The organism is Pseudomonas proteolytica, from assembly GCF_007858275.1.
Lineage (GTDB): Bacteria > Pseudomonadota > Gammaproteobacteria > Pseudomonadales > Pseudomonadaceae > Aquipseudomonas > Aquipseudomonas proteolytica.
Window position 1 is genome coordinate 20,950 of the sequence record NZ_VFEV01000016.1, and the last position, 20,740, is coordinate 41,689.

General features: G+C 61.5%; 23 protein-coding genes. All 23 read left to right on the forward strand.

Annotated elements, in window-relative coordinates:
• The first annotated feature begins 71 nt into the window (after positions 1-71).
• Positions 72-575 carry a flagellar basal body-associated protein FliL gene (gene fliL / locus FIV38_RS13210; RefSeq protein ID WP_029292530.1) on the forward strand — a complete coding sequence of 168 codons (504 nt, stop codon included), beginning with the start codon at positions 72-74 and terminating at the stop codon, positions 573-575.
• Between the two features lie 9 nt (positions 576-584).
• The gene (fliM, locus tag FIV38_RS13215; RefSeq protein ID WP_029292532.1) at positions 585-1,553 is read left to right on the forward strand and encodes a flagellar motor switch protein FliM; all 969 of its coding nucleotides are present in this window, start codon (positions 585-587) and stop codon (positions 1,551-1,553) included.
• Positions 1,554-1,608: 55 nt separating this feature from the next.
• Positions 1,609-2,076 carry a flagellar motor switch protein FliN gene (fliN, locus tag FIV38_RS13220; RefSeq protein WP_029292534.1) on the forward strand — a complete coding sequence of 156 codons (468 nt, stop codon included), beginning with the start codon at positions 1,609-1,611 and terminating at the stop codon, positions 2,074-2,076.
• A gap of 1 nt (position 2,077) precedes the next feature.
• The gene (fliO, locus tag FIV38_RS13225) at positions 2,078-2,512 is read left to right on the forward strand and encodes a flagellar biosynthetic protein FliO (RefSeq protein WP_029292536.1); all 435 of its coding nucleotides are present in this window, start codon (positions 2,078-2,080) and stop codon (positions 2,510-2,512) included.
• Positions 2,512-3,255, forward strand: coding sequence for a flagellar type III secretion system pore protein FliP (gene fliP, locus FIV38_RS13230; protein ID WP_029292538.1), 744 nt, complete (start codon positions 2,512-2,514; stop codon positions 3,253-3,255). The genes fliO and fliP overlap by 1 nt, the downstream gene beginning before the upstream one ends.
• A gap of 4 nt (positions 3,256-3,259) precedes the next feature.
• Positions 3,260-3,529 carry a flagellar biosynthesis protein FliQ gene (gene fliQ / locus FIV38_RS13235; protein WP_003192936.1) on the forward strand — a complete coding sequence of 90 codons (270 nt, stop codon included), beginning with the start codon at positions 3,260-3,262 and terminating at the stop codon, positions 3,527-3,529.
• A 4-nt stretch (positions 3,530-3,533) separates the two neighbouring features.
• Positions 3,534-4,319: a flagellar biosynthetic protein FliR gene (fliR, locus tag FIV38_RS13240; protein ID WP_029292545.1), complete on the forward strand. Its 786-nt coding sequence runs from the start codon at positions 3,534-3,536 to the stop codon at positions 4,317-4,319.
• A gap of 3 nt (positions 4,320-4,322) precedes the next feature.
• Positions 4,323-5,459 (forward strand): flagellar biosynthesis protein FlhB, encoded by a 1,137-nt coding sequence (gene flhB, locus FIV38_RS13245; protein WP_029292547.1) that lies wholly within the window; start codon positions 4,323-4,325, stop codon positions 5,457-5,459.
• A gap of 328 nt (positions 5,460-5,787) precedes the next feature.
• On the forward strand, positions 5,788-5,991 hold the full coding sequence (locus FIV38_RS13255; protein ID WP_092234569.1) for a cold-shock protein: 204 nt from the start codon (positions 5,788-5,790) through the stop codon (positions 5,989-5,991).
• A 134-nt stretch (positions 5,992-6,125) separates the two neighbouring features.
• Positions 6,126-8,240: a flagellar biosynthesis protein FlhA gene (flhA, locus tag FIV38_RS13260; protein ID WP_169852090.1), complete on the forward strand. Its 2,115-nt coding sequence runs from the start codon at positions 6,126-6,128 to the stop codon at positions 8,238-8,240.
• An 11-nt stretch (positions 8,241-8,251) separates the two neighbouring features.
• Complete coding sequence (flhF, locus tag FIV38_RS13265) at positions 8,252-9,568, forward strand: flagellar biosynthesis GTPase FlhF (protein ID WP_029292553.1); 1,317 nt, start codon at positions 8,252-8,254, stop codon at positions 9,566-9,568.
• 100 nt (positions 9,569-9,668) lie between these two features.
• Positions 9,669-10,502 carry a flagellar synthesis regulator FleN gene (fleN, locus tag FIV38_RS13270; RefSeq protein ID WP_092234572.1) on the forward strand — a complete coding sequence of 278 codons (834 nt, stop codon included), beginning with the start codon at positions 9,669-9,671 and terminating at the stop codon, positions 10,500-10,502.
• Positions 10,499-11,239, forward strand: a complete 741-nt coding sequence (fliA, locus tag FIV38_RS13275; protein ID WP_029292560.1) for an RNA polymerase sigma factor FliA — start codon at positions 10,499-10,501, stop codon at positions 11,237-11,239. The genes fleN and fliA overlap by 4 nt, the downstream gene beginning before the upstream one ends.
• A 168-nt stretch (positions 11,240-11,407) precedes the next feature.
• Positions 11,408-11,782, forward strand: coding sequence for a chemotaxis response regulator CheY (locus FIV38_RS13280; RefSeq protein ID WP_162473193.1), 375 nt, complete (start codon positions 11,408-11,410; stop codon positions 11,780-11,782).
• An 18-nt stretch (positions 11,783-11,800) separates the two neighbouring features.
• Positions 11,801-12,589 carry a protein phosphatase CheZ gene (locus FIV38_RS13285; RefSeq protein ID WP_029292564.1) on the forward strand — a complete coding sequence of 263 codons (789 nt, stop codon included), beginning with the start codon at positions 11,801-11,803 and terminating at the stop codon, positions 12,587-12,589.
• A 12-nt stretch (positions 12,590-12,601) separates the two neighbouring features.
• Entirely contained in the window at positions 12,602-14,809 is a 2,208-nt protein-coding gene (locus tag FIV38_RS13290; RefSeq protein WP_092234575.1) for a chemotaxis protein CheA, read from the forward strand.
• 49 nt (positions 14,810-14,858) lie between these two features.
• Positions 14,859-15,980, forward strand: a complete 1,122-nt coding sequence (locus tag FIV38_RS13295; RefSeq protein ID WP_029292568.1) for a protein-glutamate methylesterase/protein-glutamine glutaminase — start codon at positions 14,859-14,861, stop codon at positions 15,978-15,980.
• Positions 15,980-16,720, forward strand: a complete 741-nt coding sequence (locus tag FIV38_RS13300) for a flagellar motor protein (RefSeq protein ID WP_029292570.1) — start codon at positions 15,980-15,982, stop codon at positions 16,718-16,720. The genes FIV38_RS13295 and FIV38_RS13300 overlap by 1 nt, the downstream gene beginning before the upstream one ends.
• Positions 16,721-17,018: 298 nt before the next feature.
• Complete coding sequence (motD, locus tag FIV38_RS13305; RefSeq protein WP_029292572.1) at positions 17,019-17,906, forward strand: flagellar motor protein MotD; 888 nt, start codon at positions 17,019-17,021, stop codon at positions 17,904-17,906.
• Between the two features lie 51 nt (positions 17,907-17,957).
• On the forward strand, positions 17,958-18,746 hold the full coding sequence (locus tag FIV38_RS13310; RefSeq protein WP_029292574.1) for a ParA family protein: 789 nt from the start codon (positions 17,958-17,960) through the stop codon (positions 18,744-18,746).
• An 84-nt stretch (positions 18,747-18,830) separates the two neighbouring features.
• Positions 18,831-19,631: a CheW domain-containing protein gene (locus tag FIV38_RS13315; RefSeq protein WP_092234578.1), complete on the forward strand. Its 801-nt coding sequence runs from the start codon at positions 18,831-18,833 to the stop codon at positions 19,629-19,631.
• A gap of 75 nt (positions 19,632-19,706) precedes the next feature.
• Entirely contained in the window at positions 19,707-20,192 is a 486-nt protein-coding gene (locus FIV38_RS13320; RefSeq protein ID WP_029292578.1) for a chemotaxis protein CheW, read from the forward strand.
• Positions 20,193-20,585 carry a DUF2802 domain-containing protein gene (locus FIV38_RS13325; protein WP_029292580.1) on the forward strand — a complete coding sequence of 131 codons (393 nt, stop codon included), beginning with the start codon at positions 20,193-20,195 and terminating at the stop codon, positions 20,583-20,585.
• The last annotated feature ends 155 nt before the right edge of the window (positions 20,586-20,740 follow it).

Genomic DNA, 20,740 nt, shown 5'->3' on the forward strand with positions numbered 1-20,740 from the left:
AACTCTGGCATAACACTTGCTCTTGCCTTCCCGTGGATCTATGAAACCCCGAATAGTGACGGATTATTGGCATGGCGAAGAGTGACGACGCAGCAACAGCTCCTGCAGCAGGCAAGGGCAAGCTCAAGATGATCCTGTTGATTGTCCTGGCCTTGTTATTGGCCATCGGCGTGTCGGTGGGGGCTACCTGGTACTTTATGCACAGTGCCCAGAGCAAGCCGGTACCTGCGGCCGAGACCGCCAGCAACGTCAAGCAACCGGCAATCTTCGAGCAGATGCTCCCGGCCTTTGTCGCCAACTACAACCAGAACGGTCGGCAACGCTACCTGCAGGTGAGTATTTCCCTGCTGGCGCGCAACCAGGCGGACCTCGATGCCCTCAAGGTGCATATGCCGGTGATCCGCAACAACCTGGTGATGCTGTTCTCCGGGCAGAGTTTCGACAGCCTGGCCACCCCGGTGGGCCAGGAAATGCTGCGCCAGAAAGTCACTGCCAGCGTGCAGGAAGTGGCCCAGAAAGAACTGGGCAAAGTCGTGGTCGAGCAGGCGCTCTTCACTAATTTCGTATTGCAGTAGGATCACGACATGGCCGTGCAAGACCTGCTGTCCCAGGATGAAATCGACGCCCTGTTGCATGGCGTCGACGATGGTCTGGTACAGACCGAAATGGCTGCCGAGCCCGGCAGCGTCAAAAGTTATGACCTGACCAGCCAGGATCGCATCGTCCGTGGACGCATGCCGACCCTGGAGATGATCAACGAACGTTTTGCCCGCTACACCCGTATCAGCATGTTCAACATGCTGCGCCGCTCGGCGGACGTGGCAGTGGGCGGCGTGCAGGTAATGAAGTTTGGCGAGTACGTGCATTCGCTGTACGTGCCCACCAGCCTCAACCTGGTCAAGATCAAGCCCCTGCGTGGTACCGCGCTGTTCATCCTCGACGCCAAACTGGTGTTCAAGCTGGTGGACAACTTCTTTGGCGGCGACGGCCGTCACGCCAAGATCGAAGGCCGTGAATTCACGCCTACCGAGCTGCGCGTGGTGCGCATGGTGCTGGAGCAGGCCTTTATCGATTTGAAGGAAGCCTGGCAGGCGATCATGGAAGTCAATTTCGAGTACATCAACTCGGAAGTGAACCCGGCCATGGCCAACATCGTCGGGCCCAGCGAAGCCATTGTGGTCTCCACCTTCCACATCGAACTCGATGGCGGTGGCGGCGACCTGCACGTGACCATGCCGTACTCGATGATCGAGCCGGTGCGCGAGATGCTCGATGCGGGCTTCCAGTCCGACCTCGACGACCAGGACGAACGCTGGGTCAAGGCCCTGCGCGAAGACCTGCTGGATGTCGACGTGCCGCTGAGCGCCACCGTGGCGCGTCGCCAATTGCGCCTGCGGGACATTTTGCATATGCAGCCGGGGGATGTGATTCCCGTCGAACTGCCAGACGAATTGATCATGCGCGCCAACGGCGTGCCGTCGTTCAAGGTCAAGCTCGGTTCCCACAAGGGCAACCTGGCGTTGCAGGTGGTCGAGCCGATCAACCGTCGCTGACTCAACCCGATGATGCATCCCTAATTCATGATTTTTGCTGCGCCGAGGACATGTAATGGCTACCGAACACGAAAACACTTCCGCCGAAGACCAGGCCCTGGCTGACGAATGGGCGGCAGCCCTGGAAGAAACCGGCGATGCAGGCCAGGACGATATCGACGCCTTGCTGGCAGCCGACGCCGCCACTGCACCCGTGGGCAACCGCTTGCCTATGGAAGAGTTCGGCAGCGTGCCGAAGAACCATGAGCCGGTATCGCTGGATGGTCCGAACCTGGACGTGATCCTCGATATCCCGGTGTCGATCTCCATGGAAGTGGGCAGTACCGAGATCAATATCCGCAACCTGCTGCAGCTCAACCAGGGGTCGGTGATCGAGCTCGACCGCCTGGCCGGCGAGCCGCTGGATGTGCTGGTCAACGGCACATTGATTGCCCATGGCGAAGTCGTAGTGGTCAACGAGAAGTTCGGCATCCGCCTGACTGACGTGATCAGCCCCAGCGAACGTATCAAGAAGCTGCGCTGAGATGGCGCGCCGCTGGCTGGGACTCGTGTGGGCATTGCCCCTGGGCGTGATGGCGGCTGAACCGGTGGCCCAGGTCGCCGTGCCCGCCGCCGGCGCCAGCGTGACGGGGCAACTGACCCAGTTGGTGCTGGGCCTGTTGCTGGTGGTGGGGCTGATCTTCGTCCTCGCCTGGCTGTTGCGCCGGGTGCAACGCATCGGCCCGGGCAACGCCCAGGTCATTGAACTGGTGGGCTCGCGGGCCTTGGGGCCGCGTGACCGCCTGGTGCTGGTGCAGGTGGGCGAAGAGCAGATCCTGCTCGGCCTCACCCCAGGCCGTATTACCCCGTTGCATGTGCTCAAGCATCCGGTGAGCGTGGCCCAGACCGAGGCCGCCACACCGGAGTTCGCCCAGCGCCTGATGGAGCTGATGGGCAAGGACCAGAAGGATAAGAAGTAATGCGCGTTCTACTGACGCTCATGCTGTTGCTGGCAGCGCCGCTGGCGTTCGGCGCGGACCCGTTGTCGATCCCTGCGATCACCCTGGGCACCAATGCGGCCGGCGCCCAGGAGTATTCGGTCAGCCTGCAGATCCTGCTGATCATGACCGCGCTGAGTTTTATCCCGGCGTTCGTCATGCTGATGACCAGCTTTACCCGGATCATTATCGTGTTCTCGATCCTGCGCCAGGCCCTGGGCCTGCAGCAGACCCCCTCGAACCAGATCCTCACCGGCATGGCGCTGTTCCTGACGCTGTTCATCATGGCGCCGGTGTTCGACAAGGTGAACCAGCAAGCCCTGCAACCCTACCTGGCAGAGAAAATGACGGCCCAGGACGCGGTGGAAAAGGCCCAGGGCCCGATCAAGGACTTTATGCTGTCGCAGACCCGGTCCAGCGACCTGGAACTGTTCGTGCGCCTGTCCAAGCGCACTGACATCGCCAGCCCGGACCAGGCACCCTTGACCATCCTGGTGCCGGCGTTTGTCACCTCCGAGCTCAAGACCGCGTTCCAGATCGGCTTCATGATCTTTATCCCGTTCCTGATCATCGACCTGGTGGTGGCCAGTGTGCTGATGGCCATGGGGATGATGATGCTGTCGCCGCTGATCATTTCGTTGCCGTTCAAGATCATGCTGTTTGTACTGGTGGATGGTTGGGCGCTGATTATCGGCACCCTGGCCGGCAGTTTCGGAGGGGTATAGCGCCATGACTCCAGAAGTCGCCGTCGACCTGTTTCGTGAAGCACTGTGGCTGACCACCCTGATGGTCGCCGTGCTGGTGGTGCCCAGCCTGTTGGTGGGGTTGCTGGTGGCGATGTTCCAGGCCGCCACGCAGATCAACGAACAAACCTTGAGCTTCCTTCCGCGCCTGCTGGTGATGCTGGTGACGCTGATCGTTGCCGGCCCCTGGCTGGTGCAGACCTTCATGGAATACATCCTGCAGTTGTACGGCAGTATTCCGCAGTTGATCGGCTGACCTGATGCAGTCCTTGCTGGCGTTGACCGACACCCAGATCAGCACCTGGGTGGCTGCGTTCATCCTGCCGCTGTTTCGGGTGGGCGCCTTGCTGATGACCATGCCGGTGATCGGTACCACGCTGGTCCCCAAGCGCGTACGCCTGTTTTTCACGGTAGCGATTACGGTGGTCATCGTGCCGACGCTGCCAGCGATGCCGCCGGTCAACGCCCTGGACCTCAGTGCGCTGTTGCTGATCGCCGAACAGATCCTGATCGGCGCCTTGATGGGCTTCTCCCTGACCCTGTTCTTCCAGGCTTTCGTGATTGCCGGGCAAATCGTCTCGATCCAGATGGGTATGGGCTTCGCCTCCATGGTCGACCCCACCAACGGCGTATCGGTGGCGGTGATCGGGCAGTTCCTGACCATGCTGGTGACCTTGCTGTTTCTGGCAATGAACGGCCATCTGGTGGCGTTCGAGATCCTCACCGAGAGCTTCACCACGTTACCGGTGGGCGAGGGCTTGATCGTCAATCACTTCTGGGAAGTGGTCGGTCGCCTCAGTTGGGTGCTGGGCGCCGCGTTGCTGCTGGTGCTGCCGGCGATCACCGCGTTGCTGGTGGTCAACATTGCGTTCGGCGTGATGACCCGCGCTGCGCCGCAGTTGAACATCTTCGCCATTGGTTTCCCGCTGACCCTGGTGTTGGGTCTGGGGATTTTCTGGGTCGGCCTGGCCGACATTCTCAATCAGTATCAACCGCTGGCCAGTGACGCCTTGCAGTTCTTACGTGATCTGGCACGGGCGCGCTGAGCCATGGCCGAGAGCGAGAGTGGTCAGGACAAAACAGAAGACCCCACGGAGAAACGTAAAAAGGACTCCAGGGAAAAGGGCGAGATTGCCCGCTCCAAAGAGCTCAACACCCTCGCGGTGATGCTCGCCGGTGCCGGTGGCCTGCTGATCTACGGCGGCGGCCTGGCCCAGGACCTGATGGAAATCATGAAGCACAACTTCTCCCTGCCCCGGGAAGTGCTGCTGGACCCGCGTGCCATGGGCATCTACCTGCTGCACTCGGGGAAGATCGCGATCCTTGCCGCGCAACCGGTGCTGATCACCTTGCTCCTGGCGGCGATCATCGGGCCGATCTCCTTGGGCGGCTGGCTGTTTGCGGCCGGCAGCCTGGCGCCAAAATTCAGCCGGATGAACCCCGGTGCCGGGATCAAGCGCATGTTCTCCGCCAAGGCCGTGGTGGAGCTGCTCAAGGCCTTGGCGAAATTCTTTATCATCCTGTTCGTGGCGTTGGTGGTGTTGAAGTCAGATATCGACGACCTGCTGCGTATCGCCCATGAGCCGCTGGACCTGGCAATCATCCATAGCGTGCAGTTGGTGGGGTGGAGCTCATTGTGGATGGCCTGCGGGCTGATCCTGATTGCAGCGGTGGATGCGCCGATCCAGCTGTGGGAAAGCCACAAGAAACTGCTGATGACCAAGCAGGAAGTGCGCGACGAGCACAAAGACCAGGAAGGCAAGCCGGAAGTGAAGCAGCGCATCCGCCAGCTGCAGCGCGAGATGTCCCAGCGCAAGATGATGGCTTCGGTGCCCGATGCCGACGTGGTCATCACCAACCCGACCCACTATGCCGTGGCGCTCAAATACGACGCCGAGAAGGGCGGTGCGCCGCTGTTGCTGGCCAAGGGCAGTGACTTCACCGCCTTGAAAATCCGCGAAATCGCCCAGGCCAACGATATCCTGCTGCTGGAATCACCGGCGCTGGCGCGTTCGATCTTCTACTCAACCGACCTTGACCATGAAATCCCGGCCGGGCTGTACCTGGCGGTGGCGCAGGTGCTGGCCTACGTCTACCAGATCCGCCAATACCGTGCGGGTAAGGGCAAGCGTCCGGATCCGCTCAAGGATTTGCCGATTCCGCCGGATTTGCAGCGCGATTCCTGAGTAGCAACTGGGGGCTTGCCTGGGTTTTAGGGGTTTGTTTGTGGCGAGCGGGCTTGCCCCGCGCTGGGCTGCGAAGCAGCCCAAAAACCAGCCACCTCGGTTTGCCTGGCACTACGCGGCGGCCCTATTGGGGCTGCTACGCAGCCCAGCGCGGGGCAAGCCCGCTCGCCACAGACAAATCCACAACCCACAGACGATCCATAAGCCCCCTGCAAGCCCTTACCATCGGTCTGAAGTTGCGCGCAACCTGTCAACTTTGACAGTAGCCAGCACTCGCGTAGCGCGCTTTGATAGGCCGTGAAGAATGGGCTGATCCGGGAGAAGGGCAATGGCAACGGGCACAGTAAAGTTGTTCGACGAGTTAAAGGGCTTTGGCTTTATTACGCCGGACGGTGGTGGAGAGCACCTGTTTGTTCACTTTTCCGGCATTGCCAGTAGTGGTTACAGAGCACTGGCAGAGGGCCAAAAGGTCGAGTTCAATGTCATCGAGGGTCCAAAAGGCAAGCAAGCGGTAGACGTCAAGCCGCTCTAGCCAGCATCCTGGCGTACCACCGGTAGTCCTCAAGCAAAAGTTGGAAGGCTTCTTGCAATAGCGCCTTCAAGTCGCCTCCTGGCGTCAAAGTTTTGCTTTAAGGGACACGAGGAATACCGGTGGATCGCTCTAATATGTTCAGCACAGCCCGTGGCACCCTGACAGACCTCTCGCGAGGCAATCTGGGTGTGCCGCTGTTGCTGCTGGTGATGCTGGCAATGATGATGTTGCCGATGCCGCCGTTCCTGCTGGACGTGTTCTTCACCTTCAACATTGCCCTGTCGATCGTCGTGCTGCTGGTCTGCGTCTACGCGCTGCGGCCGTTGGATTTCGCGGTCTTCCCTACCATTTTGCTGGTTGCCACGCTGCTGCGCCTGGCCCTTAACGTGGCCTCCACGCGGGTGGTGATGCTGCACGGCCAGGACGGTCACGCTGCGGCGGGCAAGGTGATCCAGGCCTTCGGCGAGGTGGTGATCGGCGGTAACTACGTGGTCGGTATCGTGGTGTTTGCGATCCTGATGATCATCAACTTCGTGGTAGTGACCAAGGGTGCCGGGCGCATCTCCGAGGTGAGCGCGCGGTTTACCCTCGACGCGATGCCCGGCAAGCAAATGGCAATCGACGCCGACCTTAACGCCGGCCTGATCGACCAGAACCAGGCCAAGGCCCGCCGTTCCGAGGTGGCCCAGGAAGCCGAGTTCTATGGCTCCATGGACGGTGCGAGCAAGTTCGTGCGCGGCGACGCCATCGCCGGCCTGCTGATCCTGTTTATCAACCTGATCGGCGGCATGGCGGTGGGGATCTTCCAGCACGGCATGACTTTCGGCGATGCGGGCAAGGTGTACGCCCTGCTGACCATCGGTGACGGATTAGTGGCGCAATTGCCATCACTGTTGTTATCAACAGCTGCGGCGATCATGGTGACCCGTGCGTCCGGCTCCGAAGACATGGGCAAGCAGATCAACCGCCAGATGTTCGCCTCGCCCAAGGCCCTGGCCGTGGCGGCCGGCATCATGGCGATCATGGGCATCGTGCCGGGCATGCCGCACTTCTCGTTCCTGAGCATGGCCGCCCTGGCCGCTGGCGGCGCGTACCTGTTCTGGAAGAAGCAGAACACGGTCAAGGTCCAGGCCTTGAAAGAGGTGGAACGCCAGCAGGACCTGCTGCCGTCGCCGGCCCGTGCCCAGGAAACCAAGGAGTTGGGCTGGGATGACGTGACGCCCATCGACATGATCGGCCTGGAAGTCGGCTACCGCCTGATCCCCCTGGTGGACCGCAACCAGGGCGGCCAGTTGTTGGCGCGGATCAAGGGTGTGCGCAAGAAGCTGTCGCAGGACCTGGGCTTTTTGATGCCCACCGTGCATATCCGCGACAACCTCGACCTGGCCCCCAGCGCCTATCGCCTGACGCTGATGGGCGTGACCCTGGCCGAAGCCGAGATCTACCCCGACCGCGAGTTGGCGATCAACCCCGGGCAGGTATTTGGCACCCTGAGCGGCATAACCGCCAAAGATCCGGCTTTTGGCCTGGACGCGGTGTGGATCGAAGTCAGCCAGCGGAGCCAGGCACAATCGCTGGGTTACACCGTGGTCGACGCCAGCACCGTGGTTGCCACGCACCTCAACCAGATTCTGTACAAACACTCCCATGAGCTGATTGGCCACGAAGAAGTCCAGCAACTCATGCAATTGCTGGCCAAAGCCTCGCCTAAACTGGCCGAAGAGCTGGTGCCGGGGGTGTTGTCGCTGTCGCAACTGCTCAAGGTTTTGCAGGCGCTGTTGGCCGAACAGGTGCCGGTGCGCGATATTCGCAGCATTGCCGAGGCTGTCGCCAACAATGCTGCCAAGAGTCAAGATACTGCCGCGCTGGTGGCGGCGGTACGCGTCGGTTTGTCGCGTGCCATCGTCCAAAGCATTGTAGGGCTTGACTCTGAGCTGCCTGTAATCACCTTGGAACCAAGGTTGGAACAAATATTGCTCAATAGTATCCAGAAGGCCGGACAAGGCCAGGAAGAGGGCGTCTTGCTGGAGCCAAGCATGGCTGAAAAGCTCCAGCGTTCGTTGATCGACGCCGCACAACGTCAGGAAATGCAGGGCCAACCGGTGATTCTGCTGGTAGCCGGCCCCGTCCGGGCGATGTTGTCGCGGTTTGGACGCCTGGCAGTACCGAATTTGCACGTATTGGCTTATCAGGAAATTCCTGACAACAAGCAAGTGACTATCGTCGCGACAGTAGGGCCCAACGGCTGAGGTAGTGGGTTATGCAAGTAAAGCGTTTTTTCGCCGCCGATATGCGTCAGGCCATGAAGCTGGTTCGTGATGAACTGGGCGCCGACGCAGCGATTATCGGTAACCGTCGCATTGCCGGCGGTGTCGAGCTGACGGCTGCCCTGGATTACAAACCCCAGGCCTTGGCGCCGCGCGTGCCAAACATGGAACTCGAAGACGAGTTGCGCAAGACCGCCTCGCGCATTGTCTCGGCCCAGGCCGAGCTGAGCATGCGTGGCGACAGCGATGCGACCACCAACCGCCAACTGTTTGCCGGCCTGCCGCTGACCGCGGCCGAGCCCCTGGTGGAGCCGACCTTCGTCGAGCCGCCGCGCCCTGCTGCGCCGGCGCCGGCTGCGGCGGTCGACCAGCGCGTGTTCGACTCGATGCGCTTTGAACTCAACGGCCTGCGCGAACTGCTGGAAGTGCAGTTGGGCTCGCTGGCCTGGAACCAGTTGCAAGGCAGCAAGCCGCAACAGGCCAACCTCTGGCGTCGCCTGCAACGCATCGGCTTGTCCGGCCCGTTGTCGCGTGACCTGCTGGAGCTGACCACCGGTATCGAAGAACCTCGCCAGGCCTGGCGCATGCTGCTGGCCCACTTGGCGCGGATGATCCAGACCCCGGAAATCGAACCCCTTGAAGAAGGTGGCGTGATTGCCATGGTCGGCCCTGCCGGCATGGGCAAGACCACCACCCTGGCCAAGCTGGCCGCCCGTTATGTACTCAAGTACGGCGCCCACAATATTGCCCTGGTGAGCATGGACAGCTACCGCATCGGTGCCCAGGAGCAGCTCAAGACTTTGGGCCGCATCCTCAATGTGCCGGTGACCCATGTCGACCCGGGCCAATCCCTGGCCAACGCCCTCGACCCGCTGCTGCGCAAGCGCGTGGTGCTGATCGATACCGCCGGCCTGCAAGCCAGCGATCCGGCGTTGCGCATGCAACTGGAAAGCCTGGCCGGGCGTGGGATCAAGTCGAAAAATTACCTGGTACTTGCAACAACCAGCCAAAAACAGGTTCTGACTGCTGCGTACCACAGCTACAAGCGTTGCGGGCTGGCCGGTTGCATCCTGACTAAGCTGGATGAAACGGCAAGCCTGGGCGAAGTGTTGAGCCTTGCCATCAGCCATGAACTACCGGTCGCCTACCTGACCGACGGGCCGCGGATCCCGGATGACTTGCATCTGCCGCGCCGTCATCAGTTGGTCAGCCGTGCAGTCAGTGTGCAAATGCAGGACGAACCCAGTGAAGAGGCGATGGCGGATATGTTCGCCGACCTCTATCACAACCCAGCCAAGCGGGTCGGCTGAAGGCAACATGAAACACAGTGCAATGTACCTACATCGATGGTCTGCTACCGCGGCCACCCTATGTAGCCTGCGGCTAAGCAAGACAAGGTAAAGAAAGAACATGGGCAGCATGCATCCCGTACAGGTGATCGCGGTGACCGGCGGCAAAGGTGGCGTCGGGAAAACTAACGTGTCAGTGAATTTGTCCCTGGCCCTGGCAGAGCTTGGCCGCCGCGTCATGCTGCTGGATGCCGACCTGGGCCTGGCGAACGTTGACGTTCTGCTGGGACTGACGCCCAAACACACCCTGGCCGATGTCATCGAGGGCCGCTGTGAGCTGCGCGACGTGCTGTTGCAGGGGCCAGGGGGGATTCGTATCGTCCCGGCCGCCTCCGGTACCCAGAGCATGGTGCATCTGAGCCCGGCGCAGCATGCCGGCCTGATCCAGGCCTTCAGTGATATCGGCGACAACCTCGACGTGCTGGTGATCGACACCGCCGCCGGGATCGGCGAGTCGGTGGTCAGCTTCGTACGCGCCGCGCAGGAAGTGTTGCTGGTGGTCTGCGACGAACCCACCTCGATCACCGACGCCTACGCCCTGATCAAGCTGCTCAACCGCGACTACGGCATGAACCGCTTCCGCGTGCTGGCCAACATGGCCCAGAGCCCGCAAGAGGGGCGCAACCTGTTCGCCAAGTTGACCAAGGTCACGGATCGCTTCCTCGATGTCGCCTTACAATACGTCGGCGCAGTTCCCTATGACGAGTGTGTGCGCAAGGCTGTGCAAAAGCAGCGTGCAGTCTATGAAGCGTTCCCTCGTTCGAAATGCGCGTTGGCGTTCAAGGCAATTGCTCAGAAGGTCGATACCTGGCCACTGTCCGCCAATCCCCGGGGGCATCTGGAGTTTTTCGTCGAGCGATTGGTGCATCAGACGAGTGCAGGACCGGTGCTATGACAGCCAGCGGCTACAACCTTTACAAAAAATCAGCGCGTGACAGCCAGGGCGAATTGATCGAGCGCTATGCGCCTCTGGTCAAGCGCATTGCCTACCACCTGCTGGCACGCCTGCCCGCCAGTGTCCAGGTCGAAGACCTGATCCAGGCGGGGATGATCGGCCTGCTCGAAGTGTCGACCAAGTACGACGCGAGCAAGGGTGCGAGTTTCGAGACGTATGCGGGTATCCGCATCCGTGGCGCGATGCTCGATGAAGTGCGTAAAGGTGATTGGGCGCCGCGTTCGGTCCACCGCAATACCCGGATGGTGAGTGACGCAATTCGCTCAATTGAAGCAAAAACCGGTCGCGACGCTAAAGATCACGAAGTTGCGGCCGAACTCCAATTGAGTCTCGACGATTACTACGGGATTTTGAACGATACCTTGGGCAGCCGCCTGTTCAGTTTCGACGACCTGCTACAGGACGGCGAACATGAAGGGCTGCACGAGGACGGCGCGAGCGCTCACCAGGAGCCTTCACGCGACCTGGAAGATGAACGCTTCCAGGGCGCCCTGGCAGAGGCGATTGCCAACCTGCCGGAGCGTGAGCGGCTGGTGTTGGCGCTGTACTACGACGAAGAGCTGAACCTCAAGGAAATCGGTGAGGTCCTGGGGGTCAGCGAATCGCGGGTCAGCCAGCTACATAGCCAATGCGCGGCCCGCTTGCGGGGGCGTTTGGGAGAGTGGCGAGCGCGCTGACAGGCAGTGTGGGGACACTGTGAGCGATAACCGCCAGGGCGCAAGCCGGGCGGGAGCGGCTCGTGGTGCGCCCCGGCAGTCCTTTTTGTGTAATGCCTGTTGAATGATATGGCGCGCCCAGGTGCTGGACGCGTTTAAGACTGCTTGGAGGTCGAATTGGACAAGAACATGAAAATCCTCATCGTTGATGACTTCTCAACGATGCGGCGGATCATAAAAAACCTGTTGCGTGACCTTGGGTTCACTAACACGGTCGAGGCGGATGACGGTATTACGGCGATTCCGATCCTCAACAGCGGGAGCATCGACTTTCTGGTAACCGACTGGAACATGCCTGGCATGACCGGTATCGATCTGCTGCGCCATGTGCGCGCCGATGAAAAACTGCGCAATCTTCCGGTGTTGATGGTGACCGCCGAAGCCAAGCGTGAACAGATCATTGAAGCCGCCCAGGCTGGGGTCAACGGCTACGTGGTCAAGCCATTCACTGCATTGGCGTTGAAAGAGAAGATCGAAAAGATCTTTGAACGCATCCACGGTTGATGTCGCCACGGGGGAGCTATGGAGCATAAAGAAACATCGCAGGGGGACTTTGAGTCGACCTTGAAAAAACACGCTCACCAGTTGGTCGACAGCCTTGAAAAAGGCCAGTTCGGCGACGCGGTGCAGTTGATCCATGAGCTCAACCAGACCCGCGACCGCGGCCTGTACCAGGAAGTGGGCAAGCTCACCCGTGAGTTGCACAGTGCGATCGTCAATTTCCAGATCGACCCGCACATGCCCCAGGCCGAGGAAATCTCGCAGATCACCGATGCCACCGAACGCCTGTCCTATGTGGTCAGGCTGACTGAGGCGGCAGCCAATCGCACCATGGACCTGGTGGAAAACGCCACGCCTCTGGTGAACGGCATGGCCAATGAGGCCAAGGCGTTGAGCGCTGACTGGGGGCGCTTCATGCGTCGCGAAGTAGGCGCAGAAGAATTTCGTGACCTGGCGCGTCGGGTCGAAGGTTTTCTGTCACGCAGCGAGCAGGAAAACCGTACGGTTTCCAGCAACCTCAATGACATTCTGCTGGCCCAGGATTACCAGGACCTCACCGGTCAGGTGATCAAGCGTGTGACCCTGCTGGTCACTGAAGTGGAAAGCAACTTGCTCAAGCTGGTGCTGATGGCTGGCCAGGTCGACCGTTTTGCCGGCATCGAACATGACCGCGAAGCGATCCTCTCGGAAAAAGATCCACAAAAACACCTCGCCAAGGGTGAAGGTCCGCAGATTCATGCCGATAAACGTGAAGACGTTATGTCAGGTCAAGATGACGTAGACGATTTGCTGTCCAGTTTAGGCTTCTAAGGAGCACGCAATATGAGCTTCGGCGCCGATGAAGAAATCCTTCAGGATTTCCTTGTAGAGGCCGGCGAAATTCTAGAGCAGTTGTCCGAGCAACTGGTCGAGCTGGAAAGCCGACCGGATGATGCGAACCTGCTCAATGCAATTTTTCGCGGTTTTCACACTGTAAAAGGGGGCGCCGGCTTCCTCCAGCTCCATGAGCTGGTGGAGTGCTGCCACATCGCCGAAAACGTGTTCGACATCCTGCGCAAGGGTGAGCGGCACGTTGATTCGGAATTGATGGACGTGATCCTCGAAGCCCTGGACGCGGTCAACGGCATGTTCAATGAAGTGCGTGAACGCGCACCGATTACTGCCGCCACCCCGGAACTGCTGGCCGCCCTGGCGCGCCTGGCAGAACCTGCCGCCCTGGCCGCCGCCCCGGTGGTTGAAGCGGCGCCTGAACCGGTTGCCGAACCCGACGTTACCGACAGCGAATTCGAACAACTGCTGGACTCCCTCAATGCCGTCAAGGCCGAGGCCGAAGCACCGGCAGCGGCTGCGCCGGCCATGGTGCCGACCAGCGAAGACATCACCGACGCCGAGTTCGAGTCCTTGCTCGACCAGTTGCACGGCAAGGGCCAGTTCGCGCCGGACGCCGTGGCGGCCACACCGCCGCCTGTGGAGGCTGCTGCGCCAGCGGCCAGCACCGATATCACCGACGACGAATTTGAAGCGCTGCTCGATCAGTTGCATGGCAAGGGCTCGTTTGCTGCCGATGCCTTGCCCGCAGTCGCTGCGGCGGCTGCACCTGCTGCGGCGGCGCCTGCTGCAGCACCGGCGGCGGATGGCCTGATCACCGACCACGAATTCGAATCCCTGCTGGACGAATTGCACGGCAAGGGCAAGTTCTCTGAAGTGGCGCCTGCCGCCGCAGCCACCGCGACCGCTACAGCAGTGGTGGCCAAACCGGCACCCGCTGCCGCCAAGGCCGCTGCACCGGCTCCAGCACGTGCCGCCGCCCCGGCGCCAGCCCGCGCGCCGGCCGCTGCCGAAAAAGCCCCGGCCAGTGAAGCCGAAACCACCGTGCGGGTAGATACCGCGCGCCTGGACGACATCATGAACATGGTCGGCGAACTGGTGCTGGTGCGTAACCGCCTGGTGCGCCTGGGCTTGAACAGTGGCGACGAAGCCATGCAAAAGGCCGTGTCGAACCTCGACGTGGTCACTGCCGACCTGCAGACCGCGGTGATGAAGACGCGCATGCAGCCGATCAAGAAGGTCTTCGGGCGCTTCCCGCGCCTGGTCCGTGACTTGGCCCGGCAGTTGAAAAAAGAGATCGCCCTGGAACTGGTGGGCGAAGAAACCGACCTCGACAAAAACCTGGTCGAGGCCCTGGCCGACCCGCTGGTCCACTTGGTGCGCAACGCGGTTGACCACGGTGTGGAAACCCCGGAAGAGCGCGAAGCCAGCGGCAAGCCGCGCCTGGGCAAAGTGATCCTGGCGGCCGAACAGGAAGGCGACCATATCCTGCTGTCGATCACCGATGACGGCAAAGGCATGGACTCCAATATCCTGCGCGGCATCGCGGTCAAGCGCGGCGTCATGGACAAGGACGCGGCCGATCGCCTGACCGATACCGAGTGCTACAACCTGATTTTTGCCCCGGGCTTCTCGACCAAGACCGAGATTTCCGACGTGTCCGGCCGTGGCGTGGGCATGGACGTGGTGAAGACCAAGATCAGCCAGCTCAACGGCTCGATCAATATTTACTCGACCAAGGGCCAGGGCTCCAAGATCGTCATCAAGGTGCCGTTGACCCTGGCGATCATGCCGACCCTGATGGTGATGCTGGGCAACCAGGCGTTCGCTTTCCCGCTGGTCAACGTCAACGAGATCTTCCACCTCGACCTGTCGCGCACCAATGTGGTCGACGGCCAGGAAGTGGTGATCGTGCGGGACAAGGCCCTGCCTTTGTTCTACCTCAAGCGTTGGCTGGTGGCATCCGCCGCTCATGAAGAGCAGCGCGAAGGCCACGTGGTGATCCTGTCCGTGGGCACCCAGCGTATCGGCTTTGTCGTCGATCAACTGGTTGGCCAGGAAGAAGTGGTCATCAAGCCATTGGGCAAGATGCTGCAAGGAACGCCAGGCATGTCGGGTGCGACCATTACCGGTGACGGTCGGATCGCGCTGATTCTCGATGTTCCGAGCATGCTCAAGCGTTACGCCGCACGGCGTATTTGATTCGGCCCGGGCAGGGCGATTGTCCCTCGCCCGGCCTAACGGAGTGGTTATGGTAGTCAAGGTTCTGGTGGTGGATGATTCGGGTTTCTTCCGCCGCCGCGTCTCGGAAATTCTTTCAGCGGATTCCAACATCCAGGTGGTCGGTACGGCCACCAACGGCAAAGAGGCGATTGATCAGGCCCTGGCGTTGAAGCCGGACGTGATCACCATGGACTACGAGATGCCGATGATGGATGGCATCACCGCCGTGCGCCACATCATGCAGCGTTGCCCGACCCCGGTGTTGATGTTCTCGTCGCTGACCCACGAAGGCGCCCGGGTGACCCTCGATGCGCTGGACGCTGGCGCCGTGGACTTTCTGCCGAAGAATTTCGAAGACATCTCGCGCAACCCCGAGAAGGTCAAGCAGATGCTCTGCGAGAAAGTGCACAGCATCTCGCGCAGCAACCGCAGCAGCTTCCGTGCCCCGGTGGCTCCCGCTCCGGTAGCGGCACCTGCACCGACCAGCAGCAGTTTCGGGCGTCCGGCTCCCGCGCCAGTGGCACGGCCTGCCGTGGCGCCGACGCGCACGGCGGCGCCAACTCCTGCGTCGCCTGCGCCCAAGCGCAAGGCCTACAAACTGGTGGCGATCGGTACGTCCACCGGCGGCCCGGTGGCCTTGCAGCGCGTCCTGACCCAGTTGCCCGCCAACTTCCCCGCGCCCATCGTGCTGATCCAGCACATGCCCGCCGCATTTACCAAGGCCTTTGCCGAGCGCCTGGACAAGCTGTGCCGCATCAGCGTCAAGGAAGCCGAAGACGGCGATATCCTGCGCCCGGGCCTGGCCTTGCTGGCCCCCGGTGGCAAGCAAATGATGGTCGACGGTCGCGGCGCGGTGAAAATCCTGCCGGGTGATGAGCGTCTGAACTACAAGCCGTGTGTGGATATCACCTTCGGTTCGGCCGCCAAGTCCTACGGTGACAAAGTTCTGGCGGTGGTCCTCACCGGCATGGGCGCGGACGGTCGCGAAGGCGCGCGCCTGCTCAAGCAGGGCGGTAGCTCGATCTGGGCCCAGGACGAAGCCAGTTGCGTGATCTATGGCATGCCCATGGCCATCGTCAAGGCTGACCTGGCCGACGCGGTCTACAGCCTGGATGACATCGGCAAGCACCTGGTGGAGGCCTGTCACTGATGGATGTGTTGAGCCTGGTTGGGATACTCCTGGCGTTTGTCGCCATTATTGGCGGCAACTACCTGGAAGGCGGCCACCTTGGCGCCCTGGCCAACGGCCCGGCAGCACTGATCGTGATCGGCGGCACCGTCGGCGCGGCGCTGTTGCAGTCACCCCTGAGCTCATTCAAGCGGGCCATGCAGATCCTGGTGTGGATCATTTTCCCGCCGCGCGTGGACCTGGCCGGCGGTATCGACCGCGTGGTCAACTGGAGCCTCACCGCTCGCAAGGAAGGCCTGCTCGGCCTTGAAGGCGTGGCCGATGCCGAGCCCGACAGCTACGCGCGCAAAGGCCTGCAACTGCTGGTCGACGGTGCCGAGCCGGAAGCGATCCGCAGCATCCTCGAAGTGGACTTCTACACCCAGGAAAGCCGCGATATCAACGCGGCCAAAGTTTTCGAAAGCATGGGCGGCTATGCGCCGACCATCGGCATCATCGGTGCGGTCATGGGCCTGATCCACGTGATGGGCAACCTGGCCGACCCCTCGCAACTGGGCAGCGGCATTGCCGTGGCATTTGTCGCCACCATCTACGGCGTGGCCAGTGCCAACCTGTTGCTGCTGCCGATTGCCAGCAAGCTCAAATCCATTGCCATGCGCCAGTCCCGCTACCGGGAAATGCTCCTGGAGGGCATCCTGTCGATTGCCGAGGGCGAGAACCCGCGCTCCATCGAATTGAAGCTCCAGGGCTTCATGGATTGATGACCATGAGCATCGGCGCCGAGCAGGCTGGTTGTGGTGGTGGCTGTGGCTTTAGCTGTGGCTGTGGCTGTGGTTGTGGTTGTGGCTGTGGCGAGCGGGCTTGCCCCGCGCTGGGCTGCGTAGCAGCCCTAAAACCAGCCGCTACGGTGTATCTGACACAACGCATTCGGCTTACTGGGGCCGCTTCGCAGCCCAGCGCGGGGCAAGCCCGCTCGCCACAGCAAGCCCGGCTGCCACAGCAAGCCCGCATGCCACGACAGGCCCAGTTGCCACAGCAAGCCTGCGAGGGGGATTGCCTGTGAGCCGTCGTCGCCGCGAGCCTGAAGAGCACGTCAACCATGAGCGCTGGCTGGTGTCCTACGCCGACTTCATCACCTTGCTGTTCGCCTTCTTCGTGGTGATGTACTCCATTTCCTCGATCAACGAAGGCAAGTACAAAGTCATCTCCGAAGCCCTGGTGGGCGTCTTTACCGATTCCGACCGGGCCCTCAAGCCGATTCCCATTGGCGATGAGCGGCCCAAGACCATGACCCCGGCCAAGCCCCTGGTCAAGGACAGCGACGAGACCGACGCCGGTATCAGTGGCGGCAGCGATCCGCTCAAAAGCATCGCCGACGATATCAGTGCGGCCTTTGGCGACCTGATCAGCTCCAACCAGATGACCATTCGCGGCAACGAGCTGTGGGTGGAGATCGAGCTCAATTCCAGCCTGCTGTTCGCCAGCGCCGATGCGCTGCCCAGTGATATTGCGTTCAGCATCATCGATAAGGTGGCGGCCATCCTCAAGCCCTTCGACAACCCGATCCACGTCGAAGGTTTTACCGATGACCAGCCGATCCACACTGCGCAATTTCCCACTAACTGGGAGCTGTCGTCGGCGCGTTCGGCGAGCATCGTGCGCATGCTGGCGATGCAGGGCGTGAACCCTGGGCGCCTGGCGTCGGTGGGGTACGGTGAGTTCCAGCCCGTGGCCAATAATGCGACGGCCGAAGGCCGCGCGCGCAACCGTCGGGTGGTGTTGGTGGTGTCGCGCAACCTGGATGTGCGCCGCAGCCTGACCGCCACCGGCGCGGCCAATGCACAACCTGATGCTGCAATGAAGCGGGCTGGCACACAAACTGCACCGACGCCCGTAAAGCCGCCGGTTCGGGAGAGTGCCGTCAATTCTCCGTCACCGGCTCTATAACCTCGTGCTATTTCTCGGTCGAGCCAGTGCCTGCCGGGAGGAACAATCCGAATGAGAGTCTGGGCAGTTGCCAATCAAAAAGGTGGAGTCGGCAAGACCACCACCTCCATCGCCTTAGCCGGTCTGCTGGCCGAGGCGGGCAAGCGTGTGGTCATTGTCGACCTGGATCCCCACGGCTCGATGACCAGCTATTTCGGCTACGACCCCGATGCCCTGGAGCACAGTTGCTTCGACCTGTTCCTGCACAAGGGCAGTGTGCCCACCGGCTTGCCCGGGCAACTGCTGTTGCCCACCAGCAACGAGAAGATTTCCCTGCTGCCCTCCAGCACCGCCCTGGCCACCCTTGAGCGCCAGTCGCCGGGGCAGAGCGGCCTGGGCCTGGTGATCGCCAAGAGTCTGGCGCAACTGTGGCAGGACTTCGACTACGCAATCATCGACAGCCCGCCATTGCTCGGCGTGCTGATGGTCAATGCCCTGGCGGCCAGCCAGCAACTGGTGATCCCGGTGCAGACCGAACACCTGGCGGTCAAGGGCCTGGAGCGCATGGTCAGCACCCTGACCATGATCAACCGCTCACGCAAACAGGCGTTGCCGTTCAGCATCGTGCCGACCCTGTTCGACCGTCGTACCCAGGCTTCCCTGGGCACCTTGCGCGTACTGCGCGACGCTTACCCGGACACCATCTGGCAAGGCTATATCCCGGTGGATACGCGCCTGCGTGACGCCAGCCGCGCGGGCCTGGCGCCGTCGCAATTCGATGGCAAGAGCCGTGGCGTACTGGCGTACCGCGCCTTGCTCAAGCACCTGCTGGCCCAGCAACTTGTGGCGCAGGTGGCGTGAAATGAACCTCAATTCAAGTCCACGGGGCATCGCGCCGATAACCTTTGAATACACGGTTAACGGGGCTTGCGCGTGGGCATACAGATGAGTCGTCCTGTCGATATCAAGACCCGGCCGCAACTGGCGCTGCAGTCCTACCTGGACGCGCTGCTGCAAGAGGCGACCGAGGAAGTACTGCCCGAGCCGATCCTGGTGCTGGATGAAGCGCTGGCGCTGCCTGTGGTCGAGGCTGAGGCCGGCCTGGATGAGTTTCAACTGGCGGTCCTGGAAGAGCAGGCCCGTGATGCGGTGGTGGTGCCGGTTGCCGTTTTGGTCGCGCCTGAGCCTGTACCGCTGGTGCTGGTACCGCCGGTGGCCGAGGTGCATCGGCCGCCGAGCATTACCCCGCCACCGGTGGAAACCGATGGTCGACCGGCTTGGGCTGCCGAGTCGTTCGAATGCCTGTTGTTCGATGTCGCCGGGCTGACACTGGCGGTGCCGTTGGTGTGCCTGGGGTCGATCTATTCTCTGGAAGGCCAGGAACTGACGCCGTTGTTCGGTCAGCCGGAGTGGTTTCTCGGGATCCTGCCGAGCCAGGCCGGCAACCTCAAGGTGCTGGACACTGCGCGCTGGGTGATGCCCGACCGCTATCGCGATGATTTCCGCCAGGGCCTGCAATACGTGATTTCGGTGCAGGGCTACGAATGGGGGCTGGCGGTGCATCAGGTCAGCCGTTCGCTGCGCCTGGACCCCAACGAAATCAAATGGCGCAGCCACCGTGGCCAGCGGCCATGGCTGGCGGGCACGGTGATTGAACATATGTGCGCGCTGCTGGATGTCGCCGAATTGGCGGAGCTGATTGCCAGCGGCGCGGTAAAGGATCTGCCAGGTAACAAACGTACTTGATAAGAGGCGCAGCGCCACGGTGCTGCCAAAGAAGAACACACGCCGTTATCAACGGTATTTGAAGGGGTCAGGGGTATGAACAAGTCGTCAGCGTCCGCACAGGGTTTGGATGATCCGATTCTGCAATGGGTGACCTTCAAGCTGGACAACGAGTCCTACGGCATCAACGTGATGCGCGTGCAGGAAGTGCTGCGCTACACCGAAATCGCGCCAGTGCCGGGTGCGCCGAGCTACGTGCTGGGCATCATCAACCTGCGCGGCAACGTCGTGACCGTGATCGACACCCGCCAGCGCTTTGGCCTGATGCCGACTGAAGTCAACGACAACACCCGTATCGTCATCATCGAAGCCGACAAGCAAGTGGTCGGGATCATGGTCGACAGCGTGGCCGAAGTGGTTTACCTGCGTCAGTCGGAAGTCGAGACTGCGCCGAATGTCGGCAACGAAGAGTCGGCCAAGTTTATCCAGGGCGTATGCAACAAGAACGGCGAGCTGCTGATTCTGGTTGAGCTGGACAAGATGATGAGCGAAGAAGAGTGGTCGGACCTGGAGAACATCTGATTGATGCTTGAGGTAGCGGTAATCGTCCTGGCTCTGCTGTGGGTCGGGACCCTGGTGGTGTTGCTGCGCCATATGCGCCAACAACGCGAATTGGTGCTGCAGCAGGCCGAGCGCGACGCCGTGCGCGATCAACGCCTGCGCGAGATCGCCAAGCGCGTGGACAACTACCAGCAAAGCGCCGTGCGGGTGGGGGAGGACGTGCATGAACTGCGTTCAATCCTCGCCCCGTTGCCCGACAAACTGTCGGCACTGGAACAGCGCGACCCGGCCAACCTGTCCTTCGCCCAAGCGGCGAAGCTGGTGGGCATGGGCGCCACGGTGGACGAACTGACCCAATCCTGCGGCCTGACCCAGGCCGAGGCGCAGTTGATGAGCAAATTGCACAAAACCTGAACTGGCCGCAGTTCCCATGTGGAAGCGGGCCGTTGTGGCGAGCGGGCTTGTCGGAACGCCGCATCGCCCGAGCTGGGCTGCGCAGCAGCCCCAGTAAGCCGAATGCATTGTGTCAGATACACCATGGAGGCTGGTTTTGGGGCTGCTGCGCAGCC